General features: G+C 62.1%; 11 protein-coding genes and 1 riboswitch. Of the genes, 4 read left to right on the top strand and 7 right to left on the bottom strand.

The features are described from left to right. Positions 1–13: 13 nt before the first annotated feature. Positions 14–868, top strand: coding sequence for a phospholipase D family protein (locus tag QRN16_RS02845; protein ID WP_285184535.1), 855 nt, complete (start codon positions 14–16; stop codon positions 866–868). A gap of 453 nt (positions 869–1,321) precedes the next feature. Here QRN16_RS02845 and QRN16_RS02840 read toward each other — a convergent pair whose 3' ends face one another. From QRN16_RS02840 to QRN16_RS02830, 3 genes are read right to left on the bottom strand one after another with little or no spacing between them, the layout of a single operon-like run. After that, positions 1,322–1,495, bottom strand: coding sequence for a hypothetical protein (locus QRN16_RS02840; protein WP_285184534.1), 174 nt, complete (start codon positions 1,493–1,495; stop codon positions 1,322–1,324). Then, positions 1,492–3,156, bottom strand: a complete 1,665-nt coding sequence (locus tag QRN16_RS02835; protein ID WP_285184533.1) for a DEAD/DEAH box helicase — start codon at positions 3,154–3,156, stop codon at positions 1,492–1,494. The genes QRN16_RS02840 and QRN16_RS02835 overlap by 4 nt, the downstream gene beginning before the upstream one ends. Next, positions 3,153–8,075: an AAA domain-containing protein gene (locus QRN16_RS02830; protein ID WP_285184532.1), complete on the bottom strand. Its 4,923-nt coding sequence runs from the start codon at positions 8,073–8,075 to the stop codon at positions 3,153–3,155. The genes QRN16_RS02835 and QRN16_RS02830 overlap by 4 nt, the downstream gene beginning before the upstream one ends. Positions 8,076–8,260: 185 nt before the next feature. On the opposite strand from QRN16_RS02830, the gene QRN16_RS02825 reads away from it, so the two are divergent. Next, positions 8,261–9,511: a protein NO VEIN domain-containing protein gene (locus tag QRN16_RS02825; RefSeq protein ID WP_285184531.1), complete on the top strand. Its 1,251-nt coding sequence runs from the start codon at positions 8,261–8,263 to the stop codon at positions 9,509–9,511. A 103-nt stretch (positions 9,512–9,614) separates the two neighbouring features. Here QRN16_RS02825 and QRN16_RS02820 read toward each other — a convergent pair whose 3' ends face one another. From QRN16_RS02820 to QRN16_RS02810, 3 genes are all read right to left on the bottom strand, one after another. Beyond that, entirely contained in the window at positions 9,615–9,992 is a 378-nt protein-coding gene (locus tag QRN16_RS02820; protein WP_222630673.1) for a PH domain-containing protein, read from the bottom strand. 94 nt (positions 9,993–10,086) lie between these two features. Next, complete coding sequence (locus tag QRN16_RS02815) at positions 10,087–10,722, bottom strand: vWA domain-containing protein (protein ID WP_285184530.1); 636 nt, start codon at positions 10,720–10,722, stop codon at positions 10,087–10,089. A 34-nt stretch (positions 10,723–10,756) separates the two neighbouring features. After that, a complete protein-coding gene (locus QRN16_RS02810) occupies positions 10,757–11,368 on the bottom strand; it encodes a DUF4352 domain-containing protein (RefSeq protein ID WP_285184529.1) in 612 nt (203 codons plus the stop codon). A gap of 220 nt (positions 11,369–11,588) precedes the next feature. Here QRN16_RS02810 and QRN16_RS02805 point away from each other — a divergent pair, with 220 nt between their 5' ends. Then, positions 11,589–12,740, top strand: coding sequence for a sensor histidine kinase (locus tag QRN16_RS02805; protein WP_285184528.1), 1,152 nt, complete (start codon positions 11,589–11,591; stop codon positions 12,738–12,740). A gap of 4 nt (positions 12,741–12,744) precedes the next feature. On the opposite strand, the gene QRN16_RS02800 is transcribed toward QRN16_RS02805, so the two are convergent. Beyond that, entirely contained in the window at positions 12,745–13,509 is a 765-nt protein-coding gene (locus QRN16_RS02800; RefSeq protein WP_502943974.1) for a 3-oxoacyl-ACP reductase, read from the bottom strand. Beyond that, a riboswitch (TPP riboswitch) is annotated at positions 13,509–13,603 on the bottom strand. It overlaps the preceding gene by 1 nt. Positions 13,604–13,660: 57 nt before the next feature. On the opposite strand from QRN16_RS02800, the gene QRN16_RS02795 reads away from it, so the two are divergent. Beyond that, positions 13,661–14,308, top strand: a complete 648-nt coding sequence (locus QRN16_RS02795; RefSeq protein ID WP_285184526.1) for a response regulator — start codon at positions 13,661–13,663, stop codon at positions 14,306–14,308. The last annotated feature ends 21 nt before the right edge of the window (positions 14,309–14,329 follow it).

The raw sequence follows: 14,329 nt of genomic DNA, 5'->3' as shown, positions 1-14,329 counted from the left end.
GGTTGAGTTCGTCGTGTCACAGGCAGAGTCTCAACTGATCCTTGTTTCACCGTTCGTCAAGTTGGGCGCTCTGACGAGGATTTTGCGGAACATCAAGCCTACGGTGTCGGTTTCGCTTACTACCCGCTGGCGGATAGATGAATTCATCGCGGGTATTTCCGATCTTGAAGCTTTCACACTTATGCAGTCGCTTCCAAATGCGCAGCTATTCTTAGTGCAAAACCTGCATGCAAAGCTTTACCTGAACGAGTCGGTCGGCCTTATAGGTTCGGCAAATATCACTCATGCTGGTCTTAACGGGCCGGATTCCGGAAACCTTGAAATCCTGCATGACGTTAATCGTACGGACACCGGTGTCGATGAGGTCGTCAAAAAAATAGACCAAAGCAAGACGCTCGCGACTCACAAAATGTACCTCGAAATGCTCGCGGTGCTCCGGTGTTCGCTCGACCCTCCTCCCTTAGAGCAGGCAGAGTCAGGACGATCTTGGTTTCCACTGACCCGAGATCCATCAATGCTGTGGCTTACGCTGCATTCGGGTGTGGTCGACTCAGTTCGGTCAGATGAGCTGAAGCGTGCGGAGCTTGATGCAACCGCTCTGGGTGTGCCATACACGCAAGACCGCGCAATCTTCGAGAAGCGGGTAGCGCTCGCGCTAACTCTCAACGATTCCGTAACAGCCTTGCGGCAATTCTTGCGAAAAGATCGTTATTTTGGGGAGCTGCGTGAATGGGTAGGAACGCGAGCGCGAGCGGACAGAAACCCGACCATGGCCACCCAGTGCCTGATCAGGTGGCTCATCTACTTTCTCCCCGACACTTACACATACCGGCGCCCAGGCCACTCCGAAATAATCGGCGTAAGGTAATTCGCACGCTCAGGCGATGGAGGCATTCTCGGTCTCACAGAAATCCGTGATGGCAGTCCAATCTGCGACAGACGTCCAGTTTGCCTCAAGGACAGGAACTATCTTTTACTGCAGTCCTGCGAATTGGGATTGCGGTTGACTGGCGGTCTGTACGCTTTTCGAATGTATTACCGCGGAGGCAACAAGTCGCGGCCGGTACATCAGTAGCTGACTCATAATGTTTCTTCTTCTCGACGTGGTAATCATAAGATGTGTCGGTACGCTACGTGCTGCGGTTGTCTAAGATCAACTCAACCGGACTGATGCCGCGGACTAGTGCACTCGACAGTTCCACGGGATGAACGAATTTCTATATTTATCGGATTCTACAAGTTTGCTGGTTAGGCTCTAAGCCTCCGCGTTAGGTCCGGCCCGCCCACCTCCGGATGAACTCCGTATTCCCCGCTAACCACATCAGTGTGCTCGCAGGATCGAGTGTTTGGCCAGCAAGCCATCCTTGGCTCGCCCGTATTGATTCTTGGGAAAGCCCAGACGTGTTCGGGCGGAGACATTCCCGATGGCCGAACCATCGTCGGGCGTGATGGTGAACAGCCGATACTCGTCGTGGGTGAGTTGAAGTTGCGTCATGCGCCCTGCTTTCGTGTGATGTTCTGCGGTCCTGTGGTCACGAGAGCTCGAACACGCTCGATCGCTGCTTGCCGCATCGTGATAATTTCCTCGAAGGCCACGCCCTCCATCCGAGCGACCTCGGCTATTGAGCGAGGGGGTCTGCCTCCCAGTCCGAGTACGTCGATCACGACCCGCGCGTGCTTCGCGGGCAACGTAGCTGCGTATCGCAACATCATGTCGTATCCACCCGGAATCTCGCCGACGGTCTGCGTTGTCGCGTCTGTGCCGTGTCTCGATTCGGCAGGTGCGGTGACTGCCGGCGTGGGTTCGATGAACGAAGGCAAGTCGACTGGTCGTCGGGCAGGCTGAGCCGGCTTCTCGATCGGCCGCGTCAACCACTCGGTCAGCCTCCCAGCAGCTTGCTGGAGAGGTATGTCGACCTGCTCCTCGGCGATGTCGAGCAGTTGCTCGAGAAATGCCTCGTGGGCACCCAAGGCAGGATCTTCCGCAGTTCCCGGCACATACAGGATGACGAACGCCGCTGCCCGGTCGCCCGGCTTCGGCCTCAGAACCCGCCCCATGCGCTGGATCATCTGACGACGAGAACTACTGCTCGCGATGATGACACCGACATCGACGGCCGGTACATCGATTCCCTCGTCGAGAACCCGCGGGGCGACCAGGTTCGTCAGCGCACCTGTGCGGAATTGCTGCAACACGCGAGTTCGCGCGAGGCGGTCCAGTCCGCTCGAGTACGCACTCGACTTCACTCCGTGGTCACGGAGCACCGCAGAACCCGTCTCTGCGGACTGCTTCGTTTCCGAGAATACGATGGACCTGTCCGATGACGCCAACGCCGGGGCCAGCGTCCCCAGCGCGGCGATCTTGCCCGAGCAGTCCGCCAGCAGTGCACGGCGTTTGCTGAATGCCGACAGATACCTGCTCGCGAGTCGCCCCTCGGGGAGGTCCCGTTGGTCGGCCAATGCAGTGACGTCCTTCATGAATTCACCGAACGGGGCAGCCACGCAACCGAACTTACTGATGAGGTTTTTGCGGGCGTCTCGCGCGACAGCATCGTGCTCGTCGAACTTCTTCCGTTCGTCGGGCGTGAAGTCGATGGCCACAGTCATCACACGAACGGGAGCAAGCACGTTGTCGCGCCGACCGCGGGTGAAGTCGCAGCCGGGGACAACTGTCTCGAAGTACGGCCGTATGTAGGTGTCGACACCCTCGTCCTGCCGCTCCAGGGTTGCCGTCAGACCGAGTCGGTGGTCGAACCTGTCGCTGAAGACTCGCGCGAATCCGTCTGTGCCGTAACGGTGAACCTCATCGGCGATCAGCAGCGCGCCGGGTCGTGGCTGCGAGGCGCCCGCCATGATCGCCGACTGGACAGTGGTGATCAAGACGCTGCTGTGCCGAAAGTCGTCTCGATGTCCGTTTCCTCGACGACCCACGGACACCGAAGGAAGCAACAACTTGACCTCGGTGTACCACTGTTCGAGGAGATCTATCGTCGGGACGACCACCAGGACCTGCTGGTTCATACTTCTCGCCGCCACCATCGCGGCGATACCGACGCGTGTCTTGCCCGTCCCGGTCACGGCCTCGACGATGGCGCGGTGACCGACGGCCCGCCAAGCGTCGAACGCTTCCTTCTGCCATGCCCGCAATTCGGTCATGAGGCTGCATCCTCTGGTCGTACCCATTCCGCGACACCGTCCGGCCGTTGCCGACGAACCAGCTTCTTGGCCAGCTCCAGGTCTGCCAACAGCTGCCCGGCGACGATCGGTGTCATACCGGTGACCAGAGCACATCGCCGCACTGTCAGTGGCGCGTCGGGGCGCGCCGCAGCGAGAGCGATCACACGACCGGTAGACAGCCCCGCGGCGGGGAGGGATGCGAGTGCTGCTTGGACTGCAGCGGGCAGCATCTCGATCCCTACGCCCGATTTCCGCACTGCAGGTGAAGCCGGCGGGGCGACTTTCTCGTTTACAACGGCACGTTTCGGCATGCTGGCGGGCGAGGCAAGGGTGCGCCGGGTCGGAACGGGGCTGCGAGACACCGGGGTCCGCTTGACCGGAGCTGATCGCTGACGCGGTGCGTAACGAGAATCGACACGGATCTCACTCGTACCGTCGAATCGCGGTGGGCGGGTCTCCCCCGGTTCGAGCTCCGTTTCCGCCGCGGGACTACGCGCCACCCGGTTGCGATCCTCGACCACAACGGGCAGAGGAGCGACGGGGGCTTCGATTGTCTGCACGGGAACAGTCGAGAAGTCGTCCGGATCTGCCTCGTCATTCGGGTCGACGGACAGGACGACTGGGTTCCAGCGCAAGTCGTGGCCATCGGCGAGGATGTCCACTTCGCCGGGCAAAATACCGAGTGCGTCCAGCGTCTCGACCACGGGCTTCAGCGCGGCGTCGATATCGACGACGACATCGGACGCGCGGAGTCGGGCGATTGCCCACCCGGCCCGCCGCAAGTCCATCTCGCGGCGTAGTCGGGCCAGGACGTGCTCAGAGAACGACTCCCGATCGTCGTCGCATTCGATAGCGAGTTTGGTCGCCGCACCTGTCACGACGAGGTCGAGCACCACCTCGTTGATCGTGATCGACGAGTTGACGTGGTAGCCGCGATCGCGCAGCGCGATGAGCACTCGTTGCGCTGTCATCGACGCCAGGTCGGGGTGCAGCGTCGAGGTATCGACCACGCGTGGCATCGCCGGCACCGGAACCGTGGGCGCGGCGCGGACGTAGGACAGCAGTGACGCGCGTAAGTCGACTGTCGAAAGTTGTTCTACGGTCACGGAGTGGAACAGCCAGAGCTGATTCTTCGCGCGGGTTGCCGCAACATTGAAGCGGCGCTGCCACAATTCGCTGGTCAGCGCGACGGTGGACGACTCGGGACCTACGACCATCGACACGAACATGACGTCCCGCTCGTCACCTTGGAATTCCGGCGCGGTGCCGACCCGAAGACGAAGATGGTCACGCTGTTCGGCAGGAATCCGCTCTGCGATCAATGCCCGAATCAGCTCCGTGTGCGCACGGCTCTGCAGAACCACGACCCCGAAATCCATGCTGTCGTAGTCAGGGTCCGCGATGCAATCGCAGAGCTGGTCGACCAACCGCCGAGCTTCGGCCTGATTGACCAGTGTGGCGCTGGATCCTGATGTCATTCCGTCGGCGACATAGGTCGACCGCAGTGGCGGCAGCCGATCCGCGCCGAACTGTCGCACAGGTACCAGCGGGGAGTCCTGGTAGAACTGCCTCGACGACCATTCGATGATCTCCGGCATCGACCGGAAGTGCTCTCGGAGTCGCACGCGCTGGTCGTACCTACTGCGCAACAACGAGAACAGACTCGACCGCGGCGTGAAGTTGTTCCGGACGTGCATCGGCAGATCACCCAGGAAGGTGTCCACTCGCTCGTACAGAACATCGTCCGAGATCTTCTGCACTCGATCCGGTGCACACTGCTTGTCGTCACCGACCACGATGACCCGTGGAGCGAGCCACATCAGAAACAGACTGCTGATGTTCGCTTGACTTGCTTCGTCGACGATCACCACGTCGAAAACGTTCTGCCCAGGGGGTATGGACGACAGCACCTGACCGATCGGCATAATCCATGCCGGTACCGCACTCTGAGCCTCCTGCATGGCCGTACGTGCGGCGGCTCGGTAGCGCTGCGCCGCGCGGGTACGGCCGGCACCCACATTGCGCACACTGTCCTGGTAGGTGCGCAGCGCCTGCATCTCACGTGACGTCATGCGATCGAGGCATGCCCGCCACGCTGATTCCGCGGCCAATGACGCTGTCAAACGAAGGATTTCGTCATCGACTGCGTCGTACTCTTCATCGAGATCGGGATCGGTGGGACGAGTGAGATGCTGTTCGAGTTGCTGACGCGCCCACCTCCATTCCCATGCACTCGCGAAGTCGCCGGAGACAGCGACCCAGTCAGTTTCTCGCTCCTCGACGATCAGCTGCGCCAAGCTGGGCGCAGCCGCATCGAGATCTCGAAGTATGCGATCCATCGACACTTGCTCATGGTGTTCGTCGGACGCACTCAGGTAGGCACGGACAGCGGACTCGAAGGACACTATGTCCGCCGTGCGAAGGGCATCGGACAACGCCAGCGATTCCGGGCTGTCAGAGCTGCCAGTCGCCGAGTCCAGACCGTCCGCCGCATTGCCGAGTTGATCCATCGACACCCGTGAGTCGGACCCCGCCAATGTGGTGTCGATCTCCCGAGCGAGGGACGCAACGTCGACGAGGTCTCGCACAGCGACTCGCCCGCCCAGTTCGTCGGCAAGCCCTGCGATCCGCTCCGCCAGGTCGCCCACCACTGTCACCGTTCGCAGCGCTGTCGCGAGCGAGTTGATTCGTGACGCGCGGGTGCCTCGGACTACGACTTCGATACCGATATCGGCCAGCATGGCAGCGGCCTGGTCCACGGTACGGATCACCCGAATATGTTCCGCAACAACTTGATAGGCATCTCCTCCGCGGGCGGGGAGGCCATCGACAGTGGCGTTGGCACCGAGGGAATCGACGGCTGATTGCTCCTTCGGAGTTCTCAGCCACCTGAGGGTGTCGAACCGCCCTTCGCTGTACAAGCGCGCAGCAGCGTCGAACACCGACAGCGCCTCCGCGTCGGTTCGGTCCACATCGACGTCAGCCGTCCCCACGACCGCGTCCGCCGCCGTCGCCGTATCGAGCAGTGCAGGGACTGTCCGTGCACGCGTCCACAGATAGCCCAAGGCACCGGACACGACGCCATCGAGGACCGCACGTGTCACATCGTCGAGTTGTTCTGCACGCGCGAGTATCTGTCGAGTCAGCGCGGCGTACCTACGCAGATCCGATATGGAGATGTCGACCAATGCAGTCTGGACGGTGCGCGCATTCGCGCTTTCGCACAGCCGTGCGATCACTGCCTTCGACGGCAGGATCGTCGAGAGGTCAGCAAATGTCTGCTGACGACGATCAGCCTGGTGCATTTCGCTGGCCACGAGCAGGCGTGCCAACTCGCCGAAGCGGGCTGACGACAGCGGCGGCTGCTCCGAATACACCGGACCAGGAAGCCACGACAAGGAATCGGCCGTTGTTTCGAGCTTCGACGCGATGGCGGACAACGTCCCCGTGTAGTGCGCGCCGAACGTGTGAATGACGGACTCAGCTGCTCTGGACGAGACCAACTCGCCTTCGAGCGTGTACTTCTTGTTGATCGCGCCGTATCTCGCCGCCGCAGTTCGCGCGATCGTCCTGTCTGCGGTCGGGAGATCGAACTCGGCACGCCGCCGAGCTATGACCGAGATACTGTGGTCGAGTTCCTCCGACCCGCCTTTGGCCAGATCGGTGATCGAGACGCACAAGTCCTGCAGCTCGACGGGTAGCTTGTCTCGGAGCACCCGTAACGCCTGCGACTTCTCGCTGGTGACGAGGACACGTTGACCGCGGGCAAGCAGAGCAGACATCAAGTTTGCGATCGTGTGCGTCTTCCCCGTGCCGGGAGGCCCTTCCACCACCACCCCGGTATCGAGCGAAAGCTTCTCCATGATGCTGGCCTGCGCACGATTTGCTGGGAGCGGGAACAATGCCTCAGTGGTCGGCTCATCAGACGGTGTGCCCAGCCATTCGAGCCTGGCCGTCGAATCGATGCTCTCGACGAGCTGTTGAAGTCCCAGTGGTACCGCTGCGCCGGACTCCAACGCCGCGATCATGGCGTCGTAGTAGGACACGAGCGCATAGCCGGTACGTCGGCGAAGCACCAGCGCCGGTGACTCGCGCAGCGTTCCCCGACGCGCCGCGGGAGGGACGTTATGGTCAGCGATGTATCGCACTCCGCGGAACGCAGATTTCGACCACTCGGCGAGGATCGCCGACACCGCATCGTCCAACGGCGAGGCAGCCGTATCGGCCAGCTTCTTCCCGAGCGCAGCCGAGGACGCCGAAACGAGCCCCTCGAGCCCGAGAAGAAGTTGCCGATCCTCGAGCCGTGGGCTGCTGCCCGCCGTTTCTCTGACCAGAAGGTCGCCGGTGTCGTCGTCGCGGACGATCTCCACCGGCTGGGTGATCAGGTGGGAATCGACGGGTGTTCCCGCCACCACCGCTGACAGCAGCCCTGCAGCTAGGACGACTTCGACCGTCTCCGGCTGCGCATGCGACTCCTCACGCATGCGATCAACGGAGAGGAACAACTCGGCGAGGGGCCGGCGCCGGCGGTCCTCTTGCGCCCACTCACGCCACGTCGGCAACCATGCGTCGAATTCTCGGCGTACAGCTACGGAGGCTCCTGACGACAGCGTCGGTGCCTCGGTAGCGACGTCGATGGCACCGGACACATGACCTTCGAGTTCTGCTGACAGGACCGGTGGCGGTTCGACGCTGACTCGTTCGATACGCACCACGACGTCGCCTGATGCAGCGGTCGTGTCGATATCGAGGGGTCGGTCCTTCCGGTACAACCACTCGAGCCTGGTCTTGCGCCCGTACTCCCGGTCAGGTTTCGACTGCGACGACACAGACTCGCGTAAGAACTCGAGTAGACGAAGTACACGCCCTCGAACCTCGGCGTCGTCCTGATCAGCCACTGCACTCCTCTACCCATGTTGTCCACACAATCTAGCGGGCGATCCCGACAAACGTGATGGGTGGTTGGGTTCACGATCCAGTCTTCGGAAGCGGAACGAGCCATGCGGCTCGGGCTGTCGCAGCACCTGAAGCGATTCCTACGATCACGCCACATCGTCGACGCCCGTCCGTGCACAATCGGACCATGGTCGTCAACATCAGGCTCAGTGATCGGCGGGATCTGACTGCCCTGGAAACCGAGCAGGATTCACTCAAAAGACCGTGGGTCGGGTACGACCCGACTGCGACGTCCCAGGAAATTTGGGACAACAACCGCGGCCGTTACGTCGTCAGCGAGAAGCGACTCCATGACCAGCACTACGTCACCTTCTCTCGACGCGGCGTAGTCGTATCGGTAGCCGAGCTGCACAACCACGAACGCGTATCGGACCCGGGACCGCGATCCGAGAAAATCGCCTTCATCGGGCGGCCCTTGGCACCGGGCGACACAGCATACGACCACTTGATCGGAATGTCGGTTCCCAGCGCAGGACAGAATCCCGTGCAGTACATCGCTATCGAGCCTCCGGACGGTACGGGTGGTGCACCGGTTCTAGCGGAGGGCAATACGGTGCTTCTCACCTGGAATCCGGCGCACTCCGACTTCTACGCAGACGGAACAGAACCCGGTCCGGAAAATTGGTCTACGGGCGGTCGCCGATCTGGCATCTCCCCAGGTGACCGCGTTTTCATGCTTCAACAAGGCGTGGGCGCGCGCGGGTTGGTAGCGAGTGGGTACGCCACCAGCGAAATCTACTCCGGTGCCCACTGGGAAACGCGTTCCAAGACAGCGAACTACGTCAATGTTCAGTGGGACACGATCCTCGACAATCCGGATGTCCTCGCCATCGAGACGCTGTCAGTGGCGATTCCCGGTCAACATTGGACTCCACAATCCAGCGGAACGTTCATCAAGCCCGAGTTGGTCGGCCACCTGGAGGATTTATGGAGAGACTTCACAACCGGTGGCGTCGGCGAGCCACCGCCGCGCGGTGGCGCCGGTCGACAAAACGACCCCGTACGGCGAAAAAAGGTCGAAGACGCTGCGCAACAACGTTTGATGACGTACTACGACGCTCTAGATTGGGTCGTGGAGGATACTCACCTCACCTGCCCCTACGACGCTGTAGCAACGAAGGGACGAAAGATGCTGTATCTCGAGGCGAAGGGCACAGAGGGCTCCGGCTCAGTCGTCCGTGTTACGCGTAACGAGGTCGACCATGCTCGAGAAAATCCGACCACATCCTTCATCGGCATCTGGTCCGACATTCGTTTCGGTGACGACGACGAGGTCGATCAGCAGTCCGGTACGTTCACTGTCCGGCCGTTCGCACCGAAGAAATCCGAGCTCAAAGTTGTCGATTACGAGTGGAGGCCGAGCAAACCGCAGAAGTAATCGACTTCTGTGAACAAGGTACGTGGACACGAAGCACAGCGTGCAGCTCGTTTGCCTGTCCGTGGTTCGCCCGAACTCCGTCGGATAACGCCTCGATTGTCGTTCACACTGCGACGAAGTGCGACAAGATCCCCTGCACCTCGTAGATGTCGACCGACTTGTTGAACTGCTTCTCGATGGGTGCAGGATTACCGGAGATCCAGATCTTCAATTCGGCGTCCAGATCGAACGTGCCCGCAGTCTCCACGGAGAAGTGGGTGATCGCGCGATAGAGGACGCTGTGGTATTCCACCTTCCGCCCGGTGATGCCCTGCTTGTCCACCATGATGAGACGACGGTTGGTGAACAGGAACGCGTCTCGGATCAACAGGTAGGCCGCGTGGATCTGTTCTCCGTTGCCGAGCAGCCGGCCGTACTCGGCGTGAGCCGCCTGCGGGTCGATACGTCCAGCATTGCCCATCATGCCGTCGAACAGTCCCATGATCCGCTCCATCAATCTCGCCAGTCTCAGAGTCTCGGACGGTACCGGATAATGCTCACGTCGAACGGTATTCGGCGCACAAGCGGTTGAACATCTACAGCCCTGCCCGCCGCCGATCACTGTCCGAGAACCCGTCCACTTGCTGTATCCCGTGCACGCGCTTCCGATCCTGGTAGTCCACGACCGCCGAGAACGCCGCGCTCACACCCACGGACGAGGCGTCGTATGTCAGCGACTTATCCGCCTTGAAGCCCATCTGCGAACCGGTATCCACCGCGTCCATGTTTGCTCCCAGGAACACGAAGTCCCACCCGTACTGCGATTCCTGCTGCTCGATCAGCTCGCGAACCGCCTGGTTCGACCACTCCCGGCTCGAGTTCTCCTGTCCGTCGGTCATCACCAGCACGGTGACCGATCCCGGCCGTTCTTCCTCGGGTAGGGCCGCAAGCGACGAGCCGATCTCGGTGACGAACTTTCCCACCGCGTCGTACAACGCCGTCATTCCGCGTGGTACGAGATACAGCGGAGGGACCTGGTCGATCGGTATTGAGTCGTAGACCATCGCGTACTGGTCATCGAACTGCGCCAACGTCACGACGGTGGTGTCGTCGTGACCACGCTCGGCCTCGATGAAGGTGTCGAATCCTCCGCGGGTGTCGTCGGCAATGGACGACATCGAACCGGAACGGTCGAGTAGGGCTGCAACGAGGGACAAAGAAGGATCTGGCATGAAAACTCCTGACGTGGGAACGGATAGATAAAGATCAGGCGACGGAGACGGTGACGCCGCCGGAGAACAAGGAGTCGTGAAGCTCGATCTCCGACGGTGCGGTGCCCGCCGGCACGTCGTAGACGAGTGTCGCCACGAGCGAGTTGCCCGGATTGATCTGCGAGAAGCCGAGATTCGGGTCGTTGGTCACCGTCGCGAGTGTGTCGGTCGAGTACTCGCGCCCCTGCCCGTCGAGTAGCTTCTGCGACGATGTGTCGAACAGCTGCTGCTCGTTGCCGATGTTCGCGACATTCAGGGTGACCAGCACGTACTCGCCCTGCGGCGTCTGCGACGTGTACTGATCCCCCACACTGGCGACGCCACGCTCGACGTTCTGCACGGTGAACTCGAACTTGCCGTCCCTCACCGCAGCACCGATTCCCGGTGCCGACTCTTCGGCCGGCGCACTGCTGCCCTCCGTTGCAGCCTGCGAGGAGGACGTGGTGCCACTCGTGGACGAGTCCTGTCCTCCGCTCGCCAGATTGACGCCAACAGCGATGACGACGACCGCACCGATCGCCGTGAGGATCTTGTGCCGCAGGAACCAGTTCTTCTTGGTCGGCGGCTGCTGTGGCTGCGCGTACGGGTTCTGGGGAGGCTGAGTCATGGCGAGTCCTTTCGGTGGTGCCGGCACCGGTCGGTGCGTCCCACCAAGAACACCGCAGTGACCCCGTCGGGCACCTCGTCGATTCGGCCGGTCTCACTCCTCCTTTCGGTCGGCATTCGCGACCGAAGAACGGAGGCTCATGTCGGACCATGGCCGTACCGTCTTCTCTGTGACCACTACTGCAGCTACGGTTCGGCGTCGCGCCTGGACCGTCGGCGCAGTGACGCTCAGCTTGTTCTGCACCTTCATTGCTGCCGGTCTCGCGGGCACATCGGGAACACCGGTGTGGAACGTGGCGCTCGGCGTCGTCCTCAATATGGCCGCCGCGATAGCGTTGATCTGGCGACACGACAAACCGTGGATCGTCCTCGCGATGGCCGTCGTCGGTCCGCTCTTCTTCGCCACCGACGCAACGGCCGCGCTGACAGCTCTCTACGCGGTGGGCGTCTTCGCTCGAGGTCGTACTCTCGCCGGTGCTGCAGTCGCGGTCTACCTGGCCTGCGCGATATCCCTCGCGTACGACGCAGGGCGCCGCCGCGATTATTCGGTCCTGACGATCGGAGTCAAGCACGTCGAGGGCACTCCCCCGCCGACGTGGCCGCTTCCCTGGTGGCTTCCCTGGCTCGTTGCGGCTGTCCTCGTCGCCGTCGTTCTGGCGCTCTCTCAACTTCGCCGTACGAAGTCCGATCTCGTGGTGGCCGTGCAGTCCCGCGATCAGGCGACCGCGCAGTCGCAGCGCCTGCACGAGGACATGCTGATACAGCAGGAACGCTCCCGCATTGCGCGCGACATGCACGACACCCTGGCCGCCGGACTCAGTCGAATATCGTTACTGGCAGGCGGTTTACAGGTCGGGAGTAACGACGGACCGGAGAAGATCTCCAACACGTCGGCCCTGATTCGTTCCTCGGCTCACGAGTCGCTGGATGAGCTCAAACGCATCATCGGCGTTCTCCGCGGGTCCGACACCGGCGGCGAGGATGCTGGACGGCGCAGCATCGCGGGCATCGGAGACCTCGTCGACGCGGCGCGTTCTGCCGGGTGTCGGGTGACGCTGGTTCAGGACATTCATCCCGGTGTCGTCGGCGATCTGACCAGTCATACCGCGTACCGCATCGTGCAGGAAGCTCTGACCAACAGTCAGAAGCATGCCCCGAGCTCCCCCCTTCACATCACGGTGAGTGGGGCGGACACGGACGGCATCAGTCTGACCGTGCGCAACCACATGTCGACGACAGCGCAACCTGGCCAGGGTTCGCGAACCGGGTTGGCCGGCCTCGCAGAGCAAGCACACAACGCCGGCGGGTGGGTGCGGTGGACCGCCATGGGTGGCGAGTTCATCGTGACGGCCTGGCTCCCCTGGTACTCCTGACGCGTCAGTCCTTCACCAATCCGCCGTCGACGACCAGGTTCTGCCCCGTCACCGCTCTCGACCACGGCGACGCGAAGAACAGCACGGCATCCGCGAACTCGGCCGGCGTCGTCACCCGGCGCAGCGGGGTGCTCTCGGCGATCATGTCGAACACCGCAGATGGGGTCGCGGAACTGGCATCCGTGGTCCTCAACAGACCACCGGAGACCATGTTGACGGTGATGCCGTCGGGCCCGAGGTCCGCCGAGAAGGTCCTCGTCAGCGCCAACAGGGCAGCCTTCGCCGCTGTGTAGTCGTGATACGGAACGACGGGGTTCTGCACGAGGTTCGTGCCGATCGTGATGATCCGCCCGAACCCCGCCGCACGCATGCCCGGCACAGCTGCCTGCGTGGTGTGCAGAGCGCCGGCAACGCTGCCGCGGAACTGCGAGTCGAACGCCGACCACTCGATCTCGTCGGCCTTGGCACGGTCGTCACCGTTGAACGAGAAGTCGATCAAAGCGTTGTTGACGACAGCGGTGACAGTCGACCCGAAATGCTCACGTGCCCTGTCGAACAGCGCGTCGACCTGGTGCCGGTCCGTGACGTCGGCCTGCACCGCGACAACGCGGTCAGGACCGAACTCGGATGCCAGAGCGTCGGCTGCGGCTTTACTGCGGTGGTAGTTGACCACCACGCGAGAACCCTGCTGCAGGAACGCGCGCGTGATCGCAGCACCAAGTCCGCGAGCACCGCCCGTCACGAGCACGATCTGTTCGCCCAGCGGCAATGTGCGCATGTCGACATCCCTTCGCCAGCATGACCTGGTCAGGTTCGACGGGTGTGTTCTCAGCCGGTTCGGTTCGGCACCCCGTGTCCGACTCCATAGAACACCTCGTCCGCTGTGGCCTGTCGGCGCGACCCGATACGGTCGACCCATCATGGACTCCGATGCGGTCATCACCGTTCTCGTCGTGGACGACGACGCATTCGTTCGTCGCGGCGTGGCGGACATCTTCGCCGCCACCACGGATATCGTGGTGGTCGAATCGGTCTCGGACGGTGACGAGGTACCCGCCGCAGTCGCTGCTCATCGGCCCGACGTCGTCCTGATGGATTTGAAGATGCGCCGAGTGGACGGACTCGACGCCACCCGAGCATTGATGGCATCGGCGCACCCACCGAAGGTCGTCGCGATGACGGCGATGGACGTGGACGATCTGGTGGTCCAGGCCATCGAGGCCGGAGCCCACAGCTTCCTCAGCAAGTCCGAGGCACCGGAGACGTTCCACCAGTCGATCCGCGCAGTCGCTGCCGGCAACACTCTGTTCTCCGAAGAGTCACTCCGGCGGATCGTCGCGTCTACTCGTGCACCGCGGCCTACAACAATGCTGGATTCGCTCACCGAGCGAGAGCGAGAAGTGCTGTCGGTCATGGCCACCGGTGCGTCGAATCCAGATATCGCACGACGCCTGTTCATGTCGGAGACGACGGTCAAGTCGCACCTCTCTGCGGTGAACCACAAGCTCCAGGTGTCCAACCGAGTCGAAGCGGCGTTGGCGGCATTCCGCGCTGGGTTGATCGAGTAGCGAGCACACGCGGACAGGCCA

This window comes from Rhodococcus sp. MEB041, assembly GCF_030208955.1.
Classification (GTDB): domain Bacteria; phylum Actinomycetota; class Actinomycetes; order Mycobacteriales; family Mycobacteriaceae; genus Rhodococcoides.
Note: the sequence above shows the minus strand (reverse complement) of the source record. Positions and strands in the feature narration are given on the sequence as shown.

Bases quoted from the DNA above. Each gene is read 5' to 3' on its own strand.
- QRN16_RS02840 (WP_285184534.1), bottom strand. From the start codon at position 1,495: ATGACGCAACTTCAACTCACCCACGACGAGTATCGGCTGTTCACCATC.
- QRN16_RS02835 (WP_285184533.1), bottom strand. From the start codon at position 3,156: ATGACCGAATTGCGGGCATGGCAGAAGGAAGCGTTCGACGCTTGGCGG.
- QRN16_RS02825 (WP_285184531.1), top strand. From the start codon at position 8,261: ATGGTCGTCAACATCAGGCTCAGTGATCGGCGGGATCTGACTGCCCTG.
- QRN16_RS02820 (WP_222630673.1), bottom strand. From the start codon at position 9,992: ATGGGACTGTTCGACGGCATGATGGGCAATGCTGGACGTATCGACCCG.
- QRN16_RS02815 (WP_285184530.1), bottom strand. From the start codon at position 10,722: ATGCCAGATCCTTCTTTGTCCCTCGTTGCAGCCCTACTCGACCGTTCC.
- QRN16_RS02810 (WP_285184529.1), bottom strand. From the start codon at position 11,368: ATGACTCAGCCTCCCCAGAACCCGTACGCGCAGCCACAGCAGCCGCCG.
- QRN16_RS02795 (WP_285184526.1), top strand. From the start codon at position 13,661: ATGGACTCCGATGCGGTCATCACCGTTCTCGTCGTGGACGACGACGCA.